Annotated in this window: 15 protein-coding genes and 1 riboswitch; of the genes, 10 read left to right on the top strand and 5 right to left on the bottom strand. The window is 70.6% G+C overall.

Going from position 1 to position 18,564, the window contains the following annotated elements; all coding sequences use genetic code 11:
* Positions 1-11: 11 nt before the first annotated feature.
* Positions 12-2,255, bottom strand: a complete 2,244-nt coding sequence (locus tag ACFPIJ_RS24615; protein ID WP_380117577.1) for an AAA family ATPase — start codon at positions 2,253-2,255, stop codon at positions 12-14.
* Positions 2,256-2,353: 98 nt separating this feature from the next.
* Between ACFPIJ_RS24615 and ACFPIJ_RS24620 the strand changes: the two genes are divergently transcribed.
* From ACFPIJ_RS24620 to ACFPIJ_RS24630, 3 genes are read left to right on the top strand one after another with little or no spacing between them, the layout of a single operon-like run.
* Positions 2,354-5,095 carry an alpha/beta fold hydrolase gene (locus ACFPIJ_RS24620; protein WP_380117579.1) on the top strand — a complete coding sequence of 914 codons (2,742 nt, stop codon included), beginning with the start codon at positions 2,354-2,356 and terminating at the stop codon, positions 5,093-5,095.
* A complete protein-coding gene (locus ACFPIJ_RS24625) occupies positions 5,092-5,967 on the top strand; it encodes an ABC transporter permease (RefSeq protein WP_380117581.1) in 876 nt (291 codons plus the stop codon). Before ACFPIJ_RS24620 ends, ACFPIJ_RS24625 begins: the two co-directional genes overlap by 4 nt.
* Positions 5,968-6,003: 36 nt before the next feature.
* Positions 6,004-6,489, top strand: coding sequence for a hypothetical protein (locus ACFPIJ_RS24630; protein ID WP_380117583.1), 486 nt, complete (start codon positions 6,004-6,006; stop codon positions 6,487-6,489).
* A 203-nt stretch (positions 6,490-6,692) separates the two neighbouring features.
* Here ACFPIJ_RS24630 and ACFPIJ_RS24635 read toward each other — a convergent pair whose 3' ends face one another.
* Complete coding sequence (locus ACFPIJ_RS24635; protein ID WP_380117585.1) at positions 6,693-7,613, bottom strand: glucosyl-3-phosphoglycerate synthase; 921 nt, start codon at positions 7,611-7,613, stop codon at positions 6,693-6,695.
* Positions 7,614-7,709: 96 nt separating this feature from the next.
* A riboswitch (SAM riboswitch) is annotated at positions 7,710-7,848 on the top strand.
* Positions 7,849-7,858: 10 nt separating this feature from the next.
* Between ACFPIJ_RS24635 and thrC the strand changes: the two genes are divergently transcribed.
* Both thrC and ACFPIJ_RS24645 read left to right on the top strand, forming a co-directional pair.
* Positions 7,859-9,127 (top strand): threonine synthase, encoded by a 1,269-nt coding sequence (gene thrC, locus ACFPIJ_RS24640; RefSeq protein ID WP_380117587.1) that lies wholly within the window; start codon positions 7,859-7,861, stop codon positions 9,125-9,127.
* 275 nt (positions 9,128-9,402) lie between these two features.
* Positions 9,403-10,512 carry a GNAT family N-acetyltransferase gene (locus tag ACFPIJ_RS24645; protein WP_380117589.1) on the top strand — a complete coding sequence of 370 codons (1,110 nt, stop codon included), beginning with the start codon at positions 9,403-9,405 and terminating at the stop codon, positions 10,510-10,512.
* On the opposite strand, the gene ACFPIJ_RS24650 is transcribed toward ACFPIJ_RS24645, so the two are convergent.
* Positions 10,501-11,007 carry a helix-turn-helix domain-containing protein gene (locus ACFPIJ_RS24650; protein WP_380117591.1) on the bottom strand — a complete coding sequence of 169 codons (507 nt, stop codon included), beginning with the start codon at positions 11,005-11,007 and terminating at the stop codon, positions 10,501-10,503. The two genes, ACFPIJ_RS24645 and ACFPIJ_RS24650, sit on opposite strands and share 12 nt — an antisense overlap.
* Before the next feature lie 51 nt (positions 11,008-11,058).
* Here ACFPIJ_RS24650 and ACFPIJ_RS24655 point away from each other — a divergent pair, with 51 nt between their 5' ends.
* From ACFPIJ_RS24655 to groL, 4 genes are all read left to right on the top strand, one after another.
* Complete coding sequence (locus ACFPIJ_RS24655; RefSeq protein ID WP_380117593.1) at positions 11,059-12,315, top strand: MFS transporter; 1,257 nt, start codon at positions 11,059-11,061, stop codon at positions 12,313-12,315.
* Positions 12,316-12,409: 94 nt separating this feature from the next.
* Entirely contained in the window at positions 12,410-14,083 is a 1,674-nt protein-coding gene (gene paaN / locus ACFPIJ_RS24660) for a phenylacetic acid degradation protein PaaN (RefSeq protein WP_380117595.1), read from the top strand.
* A gap of 326 nt (positions 14,084-14,409) precedes the next feature.
* Positions 14,410-14,613, top strand: coding sequence for a cold-shock protein (locus ACFPIJ_RS24665; RefSeq protein WP_203848689.1), 204 nt, complete (start codon positions 14,410-14,412; stop codon positions 14,611-14,613).
* Between the two features lie 385 nt (positions 14,614-14,998).
* Positions 14,999-16,621: a chaperonin GroEL gene (gene groL / locus ACFPIJ_RS24670; protein ID WP_327006705.1), complete on the top strand. Its 1,623-nt coding sequence runs from the start codon at positions 14,999-15,001 to the stop codon at positions 16,619-16,621.
* 86 nt (positions 16,622-16,707) lie between these two features.
* Here groL and ACFPIJ_RS24675 read toward each other — a convergent pair whose 3' ends face one another.
* Complete coding sequence (locus tag ACFPIJ_RS24675) at positions 16,708-17,775, bottom strand: dipeptidase (RefSeq protein WP_380117598.1); 1,068 nt, start codon at positions 17,773-17,775, stop codon at positions 16,708-16,710.
* Between the two features lie 90 nt (positions 17,776-17,865).
* Here ACFPIJ_RS24675 and ACFPIJ_RS24680 point away from each other — a divergent pair, with 90 nt between their 5' ends.
* Entirely contained in the window at positions 17,866-18,096 is a 231-nt protein-coding gene (locus ACFPIJ_RS24680; RefSeq protein ID WP_380117600.1) for a hypothetical protein, read from the top strand.
* A gap of 154 nt (positions 18,097-18,250) precedes the next feature.
* Here the strand turns inward: ACFPIJ_RS24680 and ACFPIJ_RS24685 are convergent.
* Positions 18,251-18,564 (bottom strand): GNAT family N-acetyltransferase (locus ACFPIJ_RS24685; protein WP_380117602.1); only part of this gene is annotated, 314 nt, incomplete at its 5' end.

The raw sequence follows: 18,564 nt of genomic DNA on the forward strand, positions 1-18,564 counted from the left end.
AGGAACGGCGGTCAGCGGGACTGTTGCTGCTCGGCGTAGGCGGCGAGCCAGGCGACCTGGGTCGGGTCCAGGGAGGGGCGGACGCGTTCGCGGGCGAGGGCCACGTGGGCGGCGGTGACCTCGGTGGCCTCCAGGGACTCGCGCATCGCGGCCAGGGCCGATTCGCGGATCAGGGCCGTGCAGTCCGCGGCCGAGAAGCGGTCCAGGCTCGCCGCCAGGGCCTTCAGGTCGACGTCGGCGGCGAGGGGGACGGACTTCGACGCGGCGCGGAGGATCTCGGCGCGGGCGTCGGCGTCCGGCGGCGGGACGAAGACGAGGCGTTCGAGCCGGCCGGGGCGCAGCAGCGCCGGGTCGACCAGGTCGGGGCGGTTGGTGGCGCCGATGACGACGACGTTGCGCAGGGACTCGACGCCGTCGAGCTCGGTCAGCAGGGCGGCCACGACCCGGTCGGTGGTGCCGCCGTCGGTGGACTGGCCGCGGGTCGGGGCGAGGGCGTCGACCTCGTCGAGGAAGACGAGGGTGGGTGCCGCCTCGCGGGCGCGGCGGAACAGTTCGCGGACGGCGCGCTCGCTCTCGCCGACCCACTTCGACAGCAGCTCGGCGCCCTTGACCGACAGGACGTTGGCCTTGCCGGTGCCGGCGATCGCCTTGACCAGGAAGGTCTTGCCGCAGCCCGGCGGGCCGTAGAGCAGGACGCCACGCGGCGGCTCGACGCCGAGGCGGGAGAAGGCGTCCGGGTAGGACAGCGGCCACAGGACGGACTCGGTGAGGGTCTGCTTCACCTCGACCATGTCGCCGACGTCGTCGAGGGTCACCTTGGCCAGCTCCAGGGAGGACTCGGCCATCGAGGTGGGACGCACGACCTCCAGCGCGGCTTCGAAGTCGGCCATCAGCACGCGGGGTGGCTCGGCCTCGCGGCGGTGGCGCAGCGCTGCCCGCACCCCGGCCTCGCGGGACAACGCGGCCAGGTCCGCGGCGACGAACCCGGGGGTGCGGGCGGCGACCTCGTCGAGCTGGACGCCGTCGTCGAGGGGCATGCCGCGGGTCAGGACGGTGAGCTGTTCGCGGCGCCTGGCGGCGTCGGGGAGCGGGACCGCGATCTCGTGCGCCAGCAGGCCGGGGGAGTGCAGGGCGGGGTCGACGGACTCGGGGCGGCTGCTGGTGCACACGACGGCCGCGCCGTCGCGGACGAGCTCGCCGATCAGCTGGCGGAACACGGTCGACAGGGGGCCGGGCTGGTCCCGCGGGGCGAGGGCCTCGACGTCGGCGACCAGCAGGATCGCCGGGCCGGGTGCGCGCACCTCGCCGGCGGCCTTGCGCAGCCGGGCGGCGGCGTCGTTGTTGGTGAGCGCCGCGAGCTCCGGCGCCCACAGCGGCACGACCCGGGCCTGCACGCTGGTGGCGACGACGTGGACGAGGTCGGACTTGCCGGAGCCGGCCGGGCCGGTCACCAGGACCCCCAGCGACACCGTGGTGCCGAGCTTCGCCAGGACGTCGCCGTGGTGGAAGCCGAGGTCGAGCAGCTCGATCAGCTGCTCCGCCTGCGCGCGCAGCCCGGGCAGGTCGTCCAGCGACGGCGCGCTCTCCTCGCCGGCGGGCGCGGTGATCACGCTGCCCGGCGTGTGCGTGGCGGGCCCGTGCTGCCAGCCGGCCGCCGTGATCACACTGCCCGGGGCGTGGGTGGCGTGCCCGTGCTGCCAGCCGACCGCGGTGTCCATGGTGACCAGCGCACCCGGGTCGGGGTCGGCGGCCACGACCGTGAGCAGGGCGCTGGTCCAGGCGTATCCGACGGTGTTGGACAGGCTGCGCCGGGCCGCCTCGAAGACGCCGGGGTCCAGCGAGGTCAGCGACACGTCCTGCGGCAGCAGCGACACGTTGTCGCCGATGGTGACGACCTTGCCGAGCAGCGCCAGCCGCAGCATCTCCGGGGACACGACCGCGGCGATCTGCGCCGGTCCGGCCAGGGTCACCGTCGCCGCCGCCCGCAGCGGTGCCGCGGACACCGTCACCTGGCCGCCGTCGCGCAGGCCCAGGTTGCCCAGCAGCAGGTCATCGGCATACAGCAGGGCGCGGCTGGCGGTGGCCTCGGCGACCGCGGCGATCCCGGCCGACCCGCGCCGGCCGGTGAGCAGGATCGGGTCCCCGGCGCGCAGCCCCAGCGCGGTGAGCACCTCGGGGTGGAGCCGGACCACGCCCCGGCGGGCGTCCAGCGCGGCCGGGCGCAGACTTGCGGTGAGCGTCAAGGTCGCGGACACGAAACCGAGCGTATAACTCGGCAGCTTGCCGCGACCGCTTGCTGAGAGGGTGCTGAGGAATTCGTCAGGCAGCAACATCGGTTGCGTACGTTTGGCCGATGCGTCTCTTACCGCGTCTCAACCGGCGCAGGGTCATCGCCGGGTCGGTGGTCACCCTGCTGCTGGTCGGCCTGGTCGGCTGGGCGGTCATCCCCTCGCCCGCCACGTTCCGCACCGAGGAGCAGCGCATCACCGTGCGCACCGGCCCGGACGACGCGACCGAGGTGACCCTCGACACAACGCTGTACCTGCCCAAGAAGAGCGGCCGGAAACCAGCGATCCTGCTCGCGCACGGCTTCGGCGGCACCAAGCAGAGCGTGAAGTCCGACGCCGAGGACTTCGCCGATCTCGGGTACGCGGTGCTCACCTGGACCGCGCAGGGCTTCGGCCGCTCCACCGGCGAGATCCACGTCGACAGCCCCGACTGGGAGGTCAAGGACGCGGCCCGGCTGCTCGACTGGCTCGCCGCCCGTCCGGACATCCAGACCGACGCGGCCGGCGACCCGCGCGTCGCCGCGGTCGGCGGCTCCTACGGCGGCGCGCTGGCCCTCCTGCTCGCCGCGCAGGACAAACGGGTCGACGCGATCGTCCCCATGATCACGTGGAACGACCTGTCCCGCGTCTTCCTGCCCGAGTCCACCGGCCAGGGCCCCGCCGCCGGGGTGTTCAAGAAGCAGTGGGCCGGCCTGTTCTTCGGCTCCGGCAGCGCGACGACCGACCTGCTCAACGCCGCGCCGCAGCGGACATCTACCGGCGACGCCCAGTGTGGACGGTTCGCCCGGGACATCTGCAACGCCTACCTCGACATCGCCACCACCGGCAAGGCCGACGAGGACGCGATCGCCCTGCTGCGGCGGTCCAGCCCGGCGCCGGTCCTGGACCGGATCAAGGCACCGACGCTGCTCATCCAGGGGCAGGTCGACACGCTGTTCCCGCTGAGCGAGGGCGACGCCAACGCCCGTGGCATCGCCGCCGCCGGCACGCCGGTGCGGGTCGCCTGGTTCACCGGCGGCCACGACGGCGGCACCGGCCCGCAGTCCGAGGTCGACCGGCTGCGGTACCTGACGGCGCAGTGGCTCGACCACTACGTCAAGGGCAACGGCAAGGCGCCGGAGAACAGCTTCACCTACTCGCGGGTGTCCGGCCTCAACGCCCAGGGGCGCGGGCTCATCACGGCGGCCTCGTCGCTGGACACGTACCCGGGCGTCGCCGGCACGTCCACCGCCAGTGTGGCGCTCACCGGCGGGCCGCAGGACATCGCCAACCCGCCCAACGGCAACCCGGCGGCGATCTCCTCGCTGCCGATCGCCAACATCGCGAGCCTGCTCGGCACCGGCGTCTCCGCCGAGATCGACGGGCAGCACGCCGACTACACCTCCGAGCCGCTGCCCGCGACGCTGGACGTGGCGGGCGCCCCGACCGTCCGCATCCGGGCCGCGTCGCCGACCGGTGAGGCGGTGCTCTTCGTCAAGCTCTACGACGTGCCCGCGAAGGGCGCCCCGTCGATCCCGGACGGGCTGATCGCGCCGGTGCGGCTGACCGGGCTGCCCACGAGCATCGCGGACGCGCGGCCGGTCACCGTGACCCTGCCCGCCGTCGTGCACCGGTTCGAGGCGGGCAGCCGGGTGCGGATCACGATCGCCTCGGCCGACACCGCCTACTCCTCGCCGGTGGACCCGGTCGTCTACCAGGTCGCCGCCGACGGGGCGCTGACGCTGCCGAACGTCGCCGGCACGCCGCTCGCCAACCCGGACGTCATCTGGCGGTATGTCCTCGCCGGGCTCGTCGCGCTCATCGCGATCGGGCTCACCGTCACGATCCTGATCGCCCGGGCCCGGGGCCGGCGCATCGAACGCCGCGTCGACGCCGACCTCGCCGACACGCCCCTCGTCGTGCGGGGGCTGCGCAAGACGTACGGGGATTTCGTCGCCGTCGCGAAGGTCGACTTCACCGTCCAGCGCGGCCAGGTCGTCGGCCTCCTCGGACCCAACGGCGCCGGCAAGACGACGTCGCTGCGGGTCCTGATGGGGCTGACCCGGCCGACCCAGGGCGAGATCCTCGTCTTCGGCCACCAGCTCCTGCCAGGCGCGCCGGTGCTGTCCAGGGTCGGCGCGCTGGTCGAGGGGCCGGGCTTCCTGCCACACCTGACCGGTCTGCAGAACCTGCACCTGTACTGGGCCGCGACCGGCCGTCCCACCGGGGACGCCCACTTCGACGAGGCGTTCGAGATCGCGGGCCTCGGCACGGCGGTGAACCGGCGGGTGAAGACCTACAGCCACGGCATGCGCCAGCGCCTGGCCATCGCGCAGGCCATGCTCGGCCTGCCGGAACTGCTCGTCCTCGACGAACCCACCGACGGCCTCGACCCGCCGCAGATCGCCGAGATGCGCAAGGTGCTGCGCCGCTACGCGACCGGCGGCCGGGCCGTCCTGGTCTCCAGCCACCTCCTCGCCGAGGTCGAGCAGACGTGCACCGACGTCGTGGTCATGCACCGGGGTGAGGTCGTCGCGGCCGGCAAGGTCGACGACATCGTCGGCGACTCCCCGACCGTCCAGCTCGACGTGTCCGATGTGGACGCCGCCGAGAAGGTCCTCGAGGAGCTCGAAGGGGTCCGCTCGGTCGCCTGGTCCGGCGGCAGCGGCCTGGTCGTCGACATCGACGGCGTGCCCAGGTCCGAGGTCGTCGCCGCGCTCGTGCGGGCCGGCGTCGGGATCGACCGGGTGACACCGCGGCGGCGGCTCGAAGACGCGTTCCTGTCGCTGGTCGGCGGCGACACCAAGGCCAGCGGGGAGCGGTCATGACAACGTCCGTAGATGTCGTCGGCGGGGCGCCGGGTTACAAGCCGGGCGCGACCCTCTCGCTGTGGACGGAGATCCGCCGCCAGGCGGCCCGCCGCCGCACGCAGATGGCACTGGCCTTCATGGTCCTGCTGCCGCTGATCATTCTGGTCGCCTTCCAGCTCGACAACGGCGGCGACGACGAGGGCGGCAACGGCGGCGAGTTCTCCCGCCTCGCCGACCTCGCCACCGCCGGCGGCGCCAACTTCACCCTCTTCACCCTCCTGGTCTCCTCGGGCTTCCTGCTGGTGGTCGTCATCGCACTCTTCTGCGGTGACACGGTGGCCAGCGAGGCGTCCTGGGGCAGCCTGCGGTACCTGCTGGCGATGCCCGTCCCGCGGGCCCGGCTGCTCGGCGTCAAGGTGACCGCCGCGCTGCTCTACTGCCTGCTCGCGATGCTGATCCTGGTCGGGACCGCCATGCTCGCCGGGACGCTGCGATACGGCTGGGCGCCGCTCAACGCCCCCATCGGCGGTGAGATCGCGGCCGGCACCAGCGTCGTGCGGTTGCTGGAGATCGTCGGCTACCTGTGCGTGTCGCTGCTGGTGGTCGCCTCGCTCGCGTTCCTGCTGTCCGTGTCGACGGACGCCCCGCTCGGCGCGGTCGGCGGCGCGGTGCTGCTGCAGATCCTGTCCAACATCCTCGACCAGATCACCGCGCTCGGCACGATCCGCAACTTCCTGCCGACCCACTACGGCGACGCGTGGCTCGGCCTGCTCTCCACCCCGCTGCAGACCGACGACATCGTCAAGGGCTGCATCGCCTCCCTCGCGTACGCGACGGTCTTCTTCTCCCTGGCGTGGTGGCGGTTCCTGCGAAAAGACGTGGTCAGCTGAACCGGTTTCACGTACTGACCGGTAGGGTGCCGGTCCATGCGAACCTCGGCGCTTCGTGGCGCGTGGCTGCTCGTGCTCGGCCTCGCCGTGCTGTCCGGCACCCTCTACTACGACCAGTCCAACATCGCCGGTTGGACCAGGTACGAGGCCTCGTCCAACATGATGAACGGCCCGGCCGAGGCGCTCACCGCGCAGATCTTCACCCTGATCGGCGCGTTCGCCGCCGCCGCGGTCGCGTCCCTGGTGTTGGTCTGTGCCCTGCTGTTCGCCACCGGCAGGAGGCTCGGCCACTGGGCGCTGCGGCTGACCGCGGTGCTGGCGTTCGTGCTGATCGCCCTGGTCGCGGCGGTGGTCACGGTCGGGTCGCTCACCGGTGAGCCGCCGACCGCGGTGATCGACACGCCGGTGTGGCTGCTGCTCGCGGAGTGGGCCGCCGTCGCGGTCGCGCTGCTGGGCGCCGGCATCACCACCGCGACGCTGTGGCAGTTCACCCCCGAGGCTTCCGCGACCGCCTGGCGCTGACCCCGCCGTGCGCGTAGCTGCGGCCGTAGGTCGCGTCGGGTGCGCGTAGCGGACGGCCGGGCCGCGGAGGCGGCCGGTCGTGGTCACGACCGCAGGTCGTGTCCGCGCAACTGTCCGCGGAGGTGGCAGGGAAGGCCGTCCAGGCCTGACCGGTGGCTGACGGGAGCGACGGTCGTGCCCACGGCGGACCGGAGCAGGAAAGGTCAGGACGGGCGGTAGCCGGGGACCGTGAGCATCGGCGGGCGGTCCGGGTGGGCGATGGTGTGATCTGCCGGGGTGACGGTGACGTCGTGGCGCTCGAACTGGGTGAGCGTCGGCCACGAGGACCGGCCCGGGAAGACGCGCGTGTGGATGGTGTGCAGGATCGTCGCGGCCATCCGGCCGAGCGCCGCGGTGTCCTGGTGGCCGTGGGTGCGCTGACCGAGGTCGACCTGGGCGACCGCGTCGAGGCCGGCGCTGCGGAACGTGTCGATGAGCAGTCCCGTCTCGACGCCGTAGCCGGCCGCGAACGGCAGGGACTCCAGCAGGGTGCGCCGGGCCGCGTATTCGCCGGCCAGGGGCTGCACGACGCCGGCCAGCTCGGGGAAGTAGGCGTTGAGCAGGGGGCGGGCGGCGAGCTCGGTGACCCGGCCGCCGCCGGCCGCGGAGACGTCGAGCAGCGGGCGGTCGTAGAAGGCCTTCACCATCAGGGTGGCGGGGTCCTCCAGCAGCGGCCCGAGCAGGCCGGTGACGAAGTGCGGGCGGAAGTCGGTGAGGTCGGCGTCGACGTAGACGAGGATGTCGCCGGTGGCCACGGCGAGGGCCTTCCACAGCACCTCGCCCTTGCCGGGGCGGGAGCCGGTCGCGGGGAGGATGTCGTCGCGGTGGTGGACGGCGGCGCCGGCCCGGGCGGCGACCTCGGCGGTGCGGTCGACGGAGCCGGAGTCGACCACGATCACCTCGTCGACCAGGGGGATGAGGGTGCGCACGCCGGCGACGATCTCGGCGACGGTCGGCTCCTCGTCCAGCGCGGGCAGCACGACGCTGACCCGGGTGTCGCCCTTGCGCCTCTGGAGGTCGGCGATGGGCCAGTCACGCCAGGTCGAGGTGCGCTTGGCGAACCAGGCCGCCGCGTCGGGATGCATGAGTGAAACCGTAGTCAGGTCCATCTCGTGAGATGACTCATACAACCGCGGCCGTGTCGGCCCTTACAATCGGAAACACGCACGTCACAACTGAATACCTCATCCAGAGGGGCAGAGGGATACGGCCCGATGAAGCCCCGGCAACCCCTGCGACGCGTCTCGACGTTGAGGCCGGTCGCGGTAGGTGCCAAATCCGTCCCGGTGCGCAAGGCCATGCACCTGGGGAAGATGAGAGGAAGGCCTCCATGACCTCGACGCTCAGCGTCTTCACCGACTCCCCCGCCCGCCACCTGGTGTGCCGTGGCTGTGGCGCCCAGTTCCCGCTCGCTGCGCAGCACGCCTGTTACGAGTGTTTCGGTCCCCTCGAGGTGGGCTATGACGCCGAGGCGCTCGCCCGGGTGACCCGGGAGCAGATCGAGGCGGGCCCGCAGAACATCTGGCGCTATGCGCCGCTGCTGCCCGTCGGCACCGACCCCGCCAGCCGCGTCACCCTCGACCCGGGGCTGACCCCGCTGGTCAAGGCTGATCTGCTGGCCAAGGAGCTCGGCATCACCGGGCAGCTGTGGGTGAAGGACGACTCGGCCAACCCGACCCACTCGTTCAAGGACCGGGTCGTCTCGGTGGCGTTGACCGCGGCGAAGGCGCTGGGCTTCACCCGCTATTCGTGCGCCTCCACCGGCAACCTGGCCAACTCGGTCGCCGCGCACGCGGCGCGGGCCGGGGTGCCGTCGACCGTGTTCATCCCGGCCGACCTGGAGCCCGGCAAGGTCGTCATGAGCGCCGTCTACGGTGGCGACGTCGTGGCGATCGAGGGGTCCTACGACGACGTCAACCGGCTGTGCTCGGAGCTGACGGAGACCGACGAGTTCGAGGACACCGCGTTCGTCAACGTCAACGTCCGGCCGTTCTACGCCGAGGGGTCCAAGACCCTGGGCTATGAGGTCGCCGAGCAGCTCGGCTGGCGGATCCCGGCGCAGGTGGTCATCCCGATGGCCAGCGGCGAGCTGCTCACCAAGATCGACAAGGCGTTCAGCGAGCTGGTCGAGATCGGCCTGGTGCCCGACACGGAGTGGGCCGTGTTCGGCGCACAGTCCGCGGGCTGCAACCCGATCGCGGTGGCGCTGCACAAGGGCACCGACGAGATCGTCCCGGTCAAGCCGACGGGCATCGCCAAGTCGCTCAACATCGGCGACCCGGCCGCGGGGGTCTACGCGCTGGAGTCGGTGCGGCGCACCGGCGGCTGGATGGAATACGTGGACGACGAGGAGATCCGCGCCGGCATCGAACTGCTCGCCCGCACCACCGGCGTCTTCGCCGAGACCGCCGGCGGGGTCACCGCCGCGGTGCTGAAGAAGCTGGTCGAGTCCGGCAAGCTCGACCCGGCGAAGGAGACGGTCATCTTCAACACCGGCGACGGGCTGAAGACCCTCGACGCGGTCGCCGGCACGGTCGGTCCGTCGCACCGGGTGAAGCCGTCCCTGAAGTCCGTGCGCGAGGCTGGGCTTTTGAGCTGATGGCTGATTTTTTCGCGCAACCGGCCGGCATCGGTAACGCTCGGTGTCGGTCCGGCTGCGTTTGAGAGAGCGCTTCCACGCTCGGACGAGGGCGGACTCAGCCGATTGACGGACCTGACCGCGACGGATAGTGATTGCGGTCGAGCCGAGCGTTTCGAAGCCACCCTGTGAGGGACTTGACGACCTCAGGACCGCGCGCCAGGATGCTCGATGCGGGAGGACGTGTCGCCGCGAGGCCCGGACCCTGGTCCAGGCCCGCGACCACAGCACCGGAGGTGCTGGCGAGCGTCCTCTCGACCAATTTCCGGGCCGGCATATATCTGTTGTCGGGCCGCGCGCCGGTGGGCCACGCTGGCGGCATGACCCAGGACCTGCGCATCGTAGAGCTGGACGTCGATGACCCGACGGCAGTCGAAGCGGCCTTCACCGTCGGCAACGAGGCGATCCTCGCGGACCTGCCGGACCTCCCGCCGAACTGTCGCGCGGAGCACGAGGTGCGGGTCCGCCTGCCGATGCCGGGCGCCGAGCGGCACATCTTCCTGGCCTGGCGCGGCGATGAGCCCGTCGGGCTGGTCCAGGCCGACCTGCCGGTCTACGACAATCTCGGCAAGTCGTTCCTCGACATCCTGGTCCTCAAGGAGCATCGCCGGCAGGGTGTCGGGCGCGCGCTCTACCGGCACGCCGTCGACTTCGGCCTGGCCAGGGGCCGCACCTCGGTGATGGGCTTCAGCGTGATCACCGACCTGGGCGGCGCGCCGATCGGCTCGTCCGCGCCGTTCGCCGCGGCGACGGGTCTGGAGAACAAGCTCATCGACGTCCGCCGCCGGCTCGACCTGTCGACCGCAGACGATGCCGAGCTGGACCGTCTCCTCGCCGGGAGCTGGCCGAAGGCGGCCGGCTACTCCACGGTCCAGTGGGGCAACCGGCCACCCGAGGAGCTGCTCGAGGACCTGGCCCTGCTGGACAGCTCGTTCCTGGACGAGGCGCCGAAGGGTGATCTCGACTTCGAGGCGGAGAAGGTCGACGTCGATCGCCTGCGCCGCACGTACGAGACGCGGGCGCACTACGGTGCCCGCGCGTACGAGACCGGTGTCATCCACGACGCGTCCGGCAGGCTCGTCGCCTGGAGCGCGCTGCGGGTCGCGAAGTCCGTCGACTGGCACGCGTGGCAGCTCGTCACGCTGGTCGACCCCGCGCACCGCGGGCACCGGCTCGGCATGATCAGCAAGGTGGTGAACCTGCGGACGATGCGCGCGCAGGAGCCGGCGGTGCGGATCGTCGACACCTTCAACGCCGAGGTCAACACGCACATGATCGCGATCAACGAGGCGATGGGGTTCCGCGCCATGGACCGCTGGGCGAACTGGCAGGCCTCAGTCGCGTGAGCGGTCCTCGTACATGGCCAGGAAGATCGAGTAGGGCCGGCCGTGGGTGCGGTCGCGTTGGGCGTACTCGTCGAGCAGCGTCTCGAAGCGGTCCTGCAGCTCCTGCCATTCCTCCGGGGTGAGCCGCAGGCCGAGGCGCGCGAAGTTGACCGCGTCGACCTGGTTGCCCAGCAGCGCGAGCTCCTGCTCGAACGCGTCGAGCATGGCCCGGTTGGTGTTCGCCTCCTGGTCGCCGAGGCTGAGGTTCCACGACTTGGTCGTCGACAGGTAGGGCACCTCGCGGACGCCGCGCGGCCCGCGGCGCTCCTCCTGTGGCACCAGGAACCCCGTCGCGACCAGCGTCCGGACGTGGTGCAGCACGGTGGCCGGGTTGGCGTCGAGGCGCCCGGCGATCTCCTTGTTGGTGAGCGCCCGGTCCAGGCAGAGCCGGATGATGCGCAGGCGGACACCGGAGGCGAGTGCCTTGGCCTCCGCGTCGGTAGCTGGTCGCTGCATCGTTCGATTCTACCGATTGACTTTTCCCAATCGGTCATTGACAGTGGGCTGGTGAGACTCGGACTGCTCCGCGATCGCGACTTCCGGTTGCTGTTCACCGCCGACACCATCAGCCAGGTCGGCACGCAGGTGACGCTGCTGGCGCTGCCGTTGGTCGCGGTGATCACGCTGGACGCCACCGCCCTGGAGGTCGGGGTCCTCGCCGCTTGTGAGACCGCCGCCTTCCTGCTGGTCGGCCTGCCCGCCGGCGCACTGGTCGACCGGCTCCGCCGCCGCGGGACGATGATCATGGCCGATGTGCTGCGGGCCGTCCTGCTCGCGTCCGTGCCACTGGCCTGGTGGATGGACCAGCTCCACATGCCGCAGCTGTACGTGGTGGGCCTGCTCTGTGGCGTGTGCACGGTCTTCTTCGACGTCGCGTATCAGAGCTACCTGCCGTTCCTGGTCGGCAAGGAACACCTGGTCGAGGGCAACGCGCGGCTCGAACTGGTCCGCTCCACCTCGCAGATCGGCGGCCCGACCGTCGCCGGCGGCCTGATCAAGCTGCTCGGCGGCCCGCTCGCGATCGCCGCCGACGCGGCCAGCTACCTCGTCTCCGCGCTGGCCCTGTGGCGGATCCGCAGGATCGAGGAGCGCCCGGTCCGCAAGGCCGACGCGCACCTCGGCCGCGAGATCATGGAGGGCCTGAAGTTCGTCCTGAGCAACCGCCTGCTGCGGGCGATTGCGATGTGCACGAGCACCGGCAACTTCTTCGGATCGATCATCAACGCGATGCTCATCATCTATCTGGCCCGCAACCTCGCCCTGTCGCCGGCGGTCATCGGCCTGTGGTTCAGCGTCACGGGCCTGGGCGCGCTCGCCGGCGCGTTCCTGGTGAACCCGTTCGTGCGCTGGTTCGGCCAGGGGCCGGCAATGTGGATCTCGATGCTCGGCGCCGGGCTCGGCCTGCTGCTCGTGCCGCTCGCGCAGGCCGACTGGCGGCTGTGGCTGGCCGCGTCCGGATATGTCGTGTTCGGGATCGGGGTCGTCGTCTACAACGTGACCCAGGTCAGCTTCCGGCAGGGCATCACCCCTGACGACCTGCTCGGCCGGATGAACGCCACGATGCGGTTCATCGTCTGGGGCACCATGCCGATCGGCGGGCTCGTCGGCGGCGCGCTCGGCCACTGGCTCGGGGTTCCCGAGACGCTGTGGATCGGTTGCGCCGGATCACTGCTATCCGTATTGCCCCTCGTTCTGTCACCCTTGCGGAAGCTCCGCGAGTTGACGTCCGCACCCTCCGCGGGCACGGAGGTGGTGCGGAAGTAGGCCGATCTTGCGGTTGTGACGGGTTGCGTGGTTCCAGTCGCGGCTTCCGGTCACAACCGCAAGATCGGCGCTTCCCGAATGGCAGGATGGCGACATGGAGAACCCACACCCCATGTTCACCACCCACACCGACACCCTCGAGCGGGCGCTGACCGCGATCGCCGAGCGTGCGTACTGGTCGGCGTACCCGGAGTCGCCCAGCCCCCGCGTCTACGGCGAGCACGCCGCGGCCGACGGTGAGGCAGCCTTCCGCGCGTACCTCGGCGCCGACTTCCCGCTCAAGGACCAGCCGTCGATCACGGACTGGGTCGCGACCGAGTCCTCGCCCTTCGGCATCCCGCTCGACGTGCGGTATCCGCACCTCGACGTCGACGGCCTGCTCGCCGCCGCCGCTGCGGGCCTGCCCGCCTGGCGCGACGCCGGACCACAGACCCGCGCCGGCGTCTGCGTGGAGATCCTCGCCCGGCTGCACTCGAGGGCGTTCGAGCTGGCCAACGCCGTCCACGCGACCACCGGCCAGGCGTTCGTCATGGCGTTCCAGGCCGGTGCCCCGCACGCCTTCGACCGGGCGCTCGAGGCGATCGCCTACGCCTACCGCGAGATGATCCGCACCCCGGCGACCGCCACCTGGGAGAAGCCGGCCGGCAAGGGCGAGCCGCTGCGGATGAGCAAGACCTTCCACATCGTGCCCCGCGGCGTCGCCCTGGTGATCGGCTGCAACACGTTCCCGACCTGGAACTCGTTCCCCGGCCTGTTCGCGTCCCTCGCCACCGGCAACCCCGTCGTGGTCAAGCCGCACCCGGGTGCGGTGCTGCCGCTCGCGATCACCGTCAGGATCGCCCGCGAGGTGCTGGCCGACGCCGGCTTCGACCCCAACCTGGTGCTCCTCGCGCCCGAGGCGCCGGGGGAGGGCCTCGCCAAGACCCTCGCGCTGCGCCCCGAGGTGCGCATCATCGACTTCACCGGCTCGACCGAGTTCGGCGACTGGCTGGAGGACAACGCCCGCCAGGCCGTCGTGTACACCGAGAAGGCCGGCGTCAACACGATCGTCGTCGACTCGACCGGCGATTTCGCCGGGATGTGCCGCAACATCGGCTTCTCGCTGCTGCTGTATTCCGGCCAGATGTGCACGACGCCACAGAACGTCCTGGTGCCCTCGGGCGGCATCGACACCGAGGACGGTCATCGCTCGTTCGACGACGTCGCCGCCGGGATCACCGCCGCGGTCGCCGCACTGACCCGCGACCCGGCCAAGGGTGTGGAGCTTTCCGGCGCCATCGTCAATGAAGGCGTCCTGCACCGGTTGGAGAAAGCCCGCACGGTCGGCACCGTGCTGTTGGAATCGTCAGACGTTACGCATCCGGCATATCAAGACGCGACCGTCCGCACGCCTCTCATCGTGCGACTCGACGCGGCTGCCGAGGCAACCTACGGCACTGAGTGGTTCGGTCCTATTTCGTTCGTTGTCGCAACCGATTCGACCGCCGGCAGTTTGCGGATCTTCGCCGACACGGTCGGCAAGAAGGGCGCATTGACGGCTTCGGTGTATTCGACGTCAACCGATGTGCTGGACGCGATGGAAGAGGCCGCCCTCCAGGCCGGCGTTCATCTGTCAGTCAACCTTACCGGCGGCGTCTTCGTGAACCAGTCGGCCGCGTTTTCCGACTTCCACGCCAGCGGCGCTAATCCCGCCGCCAATGCCGCGCTCACTGACGGTGCCTACGTGGCCAGTCGCTTCCGCGTGGTGCAGTCGCGCAGGCACGCCTAGTCGGGGCCCTGCCGGCGCGCGGCCGCGGCCCGGTCCCGGGCTTAGTCGGGGCTTAGTCGACTGGCGATGTCTGCGCCGGCAGGAAACCGTCAAGAAGGCGACTCGAAAAGGTCCCATCGGGAACCTTTTGCGTGCGCATGATTCGTGACCTTGCTGTCCGATTTGGGGCTGTCGGGCCTCGGGTTATCTCGTGTACCGTCCGTTTCGGTCGTCGATCCTCGCGCCGGTGCCACCCCAAGGCCCGGCGTGCCCGGCCGAGGACCTCAAGGCTGGTCCCCACAGCCAGCCGGATTGAGCAAGAGGGACCGAAGTAGAGGAAGTGCACCGTGGCACAGGGCACCGTGAAGTGGTTCAACAGCGAAAAGGGCTATGGCTTCATCGCGGTCGACGGGGGACAGGACGTCTTCGTCCACTTCTCCGCGATTGAGATGGATGGCTACAAATCGCTGGAAGACGGACAGCGCGTCGAGTTCGAGATCGCGCAGGGCCAGAAGGGCCCGCAGGCGGAGAAGGTCCGTCATCTCGCCTGAGACATCGTCTGGATCCACCCCGCCGGGGCACCGTTCTCATTTCTGAGAAACGGTGCCCTGCGTCTATTCCGGCATTGTTCGTGCCATTCATGCCTGGTTTGTAGCTGTTTAGGGCGCTTCGACCACCCGGGCCGTCACCTCGGGTTTGCTTGCACTCGCACGGTCAGAGTGCTAAACAGGAGTTGGCACTCGCGTCAGGTGAGTGCCAACGGTCGGGGCGGTGCAGCGCCTGGGCGCGCGAGCGTCGAGGAGCTGGTCGTCGCGGGCTCATCCGGCCCGACCACCGGGGATCCCACTGGGTCCTTGAAGGTGCGAAAGCAGGCGGTGAGCCGCCGGCCCCACGTGGGTCGAGGCGTAACCGGAGTGTCCAGGAGGACAACGCCGAATGGCCAAGATTATCGCGTTCGACGAGGAAGCGCGCCGCGGCCTCGAGCGGGGCATGAACACCCTCGCCGACGCCGTCAAGGTGACGCTGGGCCCCAAGGGCCGCAACGTCGTCCTCGAGAAGAAGTGGGGCGCGCCCACCATCACCAACGATGGTGTGAGCATCGCCAAGGAGATCGAGCTCGAGGACCCCTACGAGAAGATCGGCGCCGAGCTGGTCAAGGAGGTCGCGAAGAAGACGGACGACGTCGCCGGTGACGGCACGACGACCGCGACCGTCCTCGCCCAGGCGCTGGTTCGTGAAGGTCTGCGCAACGTCGCCGCGGGTGCGAACCCGATGGCGCTGAAGCGCGGCATCGAGGCCGCCGTCGCGTCTGTCGCGTCGGAGCTGGCCAACCTTGCCAAGGACGTCGAGACCAAGGAGCAGATCGCTTCCACGGCCTCGATCTCCGCCGGTGACTCCACGGTCGGCGAGATCATCGCCGAGGCGATGGACAAGGTCGGCAAGGAAGGCGTCATCACGGTCGAGGAGAGCAACACCTTCGGGCTCGAGCTGGAGCTCACCGAGGGCATGCGCTTCGACAAGGGCTACATCTCGCCGTACTTCGTGACCGACACCGAGCGGATGGAGACGGTCCTCGACGACCCCTACATCCTCATCGTCGAGTCGAAGATCTCCGCGGTGAAGGACCTCCTCCCGGTGCTGGAGAAGGTCATGCAGTCCGGCAAGCCCCTCGCGATCATCTCCGAGGACGTCGAGGGCGAGGCCCTCGCGACTCTGATCGTGAACAAGATCCGTGGCACGTTCAAGTCCGTCGCCGTCAAGGCCCCGGGCTTCGGTGACCGCCGCAAGGCGATGCTCACTGACATCGCGATCCTGACCGGTGGCCAGGTCATCTCCGAGACCGTCGGTCTCAAGCTGGAGAACGCGACCGTCGACCTGCTGGGCAAGGCCCGCAAGGTCGTCATCACCAAGGACGAGACCACGATCGTTGAGGGCTCCGGCGACGCCGACGGCATCAACGGCCGGGTGGCGCAGATCCGGGCCGAGATCGAGAAGTCGGACTCGGACTACGACCGGGAGAAGCTGCAGGAGCGGCTGGCGAAGCTCGCCGGCGGCGTCGCGGTCATCAAGGTCGGCGCGGCCACCGAGGTCGAGCTCAAGGAGCGCAAGCACCGCATCGAGGACGCCGTTCGCAACGCGAAGGCGGCCGTCGAAGAGGGCATCGTCCCCGGCGGTGGCGTCGCGCTCGTGCAGGCCGGCAAGTCGGCGTTCGACAAGCTGGACCTCGTCGGCGACGAGGCCACCGGCGCGAACATCGTCAAGGTCGCCCTTGACGCGCCGCTGCGCCAGATCGCCGTCAACGCCGGCCTCGAAGGCGGCGTCGTGGTGGAGAAGGTCCGCAACCTCGAAGCCGGCTGGGGCCTCAACGCCGCCACCGGCGACTACGTGAACCTCCTGGCCGAGGGCATCATCGACCCGGCCAAGGTCACCCGCTCGGCCCTGCAGAACGCCGCCTCCATCGCGGCGCTCTTCCTCACCACCGAGGCAGTGGTCGCGGACAAGCCGGAGAAGACCCCGGCGCCGGCGGGTGCGCCCGGCGGCGGCGACATGGACTTCTGAGTCCAGGTTTCTCGTCGAGAAGGGCAGGCCCGGTCGGGTCTGCCCTTCTTGCTGTCTCTTGCTGTCCATGGGGTGTCCGCGTCTTGTCATCCGCAGGTGTCGCGCAGGACTCGCAGGGTGTTGTCCCAGCCGAGTCGTCGCAGGTCCGGGTCGGACCAGCCGCGGGCGCGCAACTCGTCGAACAGCACCGGATACGCCGAGACGTCCGCCAGGCCGTCGGGCAGCACCTCCGTGCCGTCGAAGTCACCGCCGATGCCGACCGCCTCGACGCCCGCGACGTCGCGGACGTGCTCCACGTGATCGGCGACGTCCCGCACACTCGACGGCGGGCACGGGTTGGCGGCGATCCACTCCCGCTGGAGGCGCTCGAACTCCGGTGAGCCGTACTCGGCCGGGATGGCGTCCTCCACCCGGTACAACTCGTCGCCCCACCGCCGGCAGGCCTCGTTGAGGAAGAACGGCACGAACGTCACCATCACCACCCCGCCGGTGTCGCGGACGCGGGCCAGGACGTCGTCGGGGACGTTGCGCGGATGGTCGCACAGCGCCCGGGCGGAGGAGTGCGAGAAGAACGCCGGCGCGGTGGAGACGTCCAGCGCCGCGTGCATCGTGCTCGTCGCGACGTGGGACAGGTCGGCCATCATGCCGAGCCGGTTGAGCTCGCGGACCACCTCCACGCCGAACGCCGACAGCCCGCCGACCCCGGGTGCGTCGGTGGCGCTGTCGGCCCAGTTCGTGTTCCTGCCGTGGGTGAGGGTGAGGTACCGCACGCCCAGCCGGTGCAGGCTGCGCAGCACGCCGAGCGAGTCGTCCAGGCAGTGCCCGCCCTCGGCGCCCAGCAGCGACGCGATCCGTCCACCGGCGGCGATCCGTTCGACCTCGTCGGCGTTCGTCGCGATCGCCAGGTCCTCGGGGTGCGCCTCGACCAGCCGCCGGACCAGGTCGACCTGCTCCAGCACCTTGACGGTCGCGGCGGACTCGGGGCCGCCGCACGGGACGTACACCGACCAGAACTGCGCCCGCACGCCGCCCTTTCTGAGCCGGGGGATGTCGGTGTGCAGGCCCGTGGCGCTCATCTCGGCCGGCAGCCCTTGCATCCGCAGGCGCCAGGCCAGGTCGTTGTGGCCGTCGATGACGGGTATCGCACCGCTCATCCCAACGACTCTAAGGGTGAAATGCCGATTTTGCCCGCATCACGTGAAGGGTCCTCATATGGTGGGAGCGGCCTACACGAGGGGGAAGCCATGGGTAAGTCAAAGAAGAACAGCAACTTCGACAGCCGCGGCATGCACCGCAGCGAGGACGACCTCGGCTACATGGACCCGGACCGCTCCGACGACATGACCATCACTCCGGACACGGACATCGCGGGCCAGTCGGCGGCGACCGCGAGCACGGCCACGATGCAGGCGAAGAAGCTTCAGCAGGAGCAGACCAGCCTGCAGGACAAGCGCGCCAACCAGCCCGACCGCTGAGTTTGTGGCTGCTGCTGGTCCGGTCGATCTGCTTGGTCGTTCGGCTGTTGAGACGGCATCGGCCGCCCGTGGCACGACGGGGGATCACGGGGCGCCGATGCGACGTGTGCGGGGCAGGACTGTGGCGAACCCATGGCCTGCCCTTCATGCGTTCCTACAGCTGTTTCGTGTAGATCCAGAAGATCCGTTCGAGTCGCGCGCCGACCGTCTTGGCGTAGAACGCGACCGGCCCCGCCCAGCCGATCTGCGCCGTGCTGTGCCCGTCGGCCCGCTGGTCCGCGAGGCAGCGCCGCAGCAGCACGCGGCCGACCCCGAGCCCCTCCGCCGCCGGGGCGGTGCCCATCGGGCCGAACCAGCTGGGGCGGTTGGCGCCGTACGCCGCGAACCCCAGGATCTCACCGTCCCGCACCGCCACCCAGCAGCCGGCGCCGTCCCGATCCAGTGACTGCGCGACCTCCCAGGCCCAGC

Origin of the sequence: Dactylosporangium cerinum (assembly GCF_042653625.1) — a bacterium.
Lineage (GTDB): Bacteria > Actinomycetota > Actinomycetes > Mycobacteriales > Micromonosporaceae > Dactylosporangium > Dactylosporangium cerinum.

Coding starts and splice junctions, on each gene's coding strand:
- ACFPIJ_RS24620 (WP_380117579.1), top strand. CDS start 2,354: ATGCGTCTCTTACCGCGTCTCAACCGGCGCAGGGTCATCGCCGGGTCG.
- ACFPIJ_RS24625 (WP_380117581.1), top strand. CDS start 5,092: ATGACAACGTCCGTAGATGTCGTCGGCGGGGCGCCGGGTTACAAGCCG.
- ACFPIJ_RS24630 (WP_380117583.1), top strand. CDS start 6,004: ATGCGAACCTCGGCGCTTCGTGGCGCGTGGCTGCTCGTGCTCGGCCTC.
- ACFPIJ_RS24635 (WP_380117585.1), bottom strand. CDS start 7,613: ATGCATCCCGACGCGGCGGCCTGGTTCGCCAAGCGCACCTCGACCTGG.
- thrC (WP_380117587.1), top strand. CDS start 7,859: ATGACCTCGACGCTCAGCGTCTTCACCGACTCCCCCGCCCGCCACCTG.
- ACFPIJ_RS24650 (WP_380117591.1), bottom strand. CDS start 11,007: ATGCAGCGACCAGCTACCGACGCGGAGGCCAAGGCACTCGCCTCCGGT.
- paaN (WP_380117595.1), top strand. CDS start 12,410: ATGGAGAACCCACACCCCATGTTCACCACCCACACCGACACCCTCGAG.
- groL (WP_327006705.1), top strand. CDS start 14,999: ATGGCCAAGATTATCGCGTTCGACGAGGAAGCGCGCCGCGGCCTCGAG.
- ACFPIJ_RS24675 (WP_380117598.1), bottom strand. CDS start 17,775: ATGAGCGGTGCGATACCCGTCATCGACGGCCACAACGACCTGGCCTGG.
- ACFPIJ_RS24680 (WP_380117600.1), top strand. CDS start 17,866: ATGGGTAAGTCAAAGAAGAACAGCAACTTCGACAGCCGCGGCATGCAC.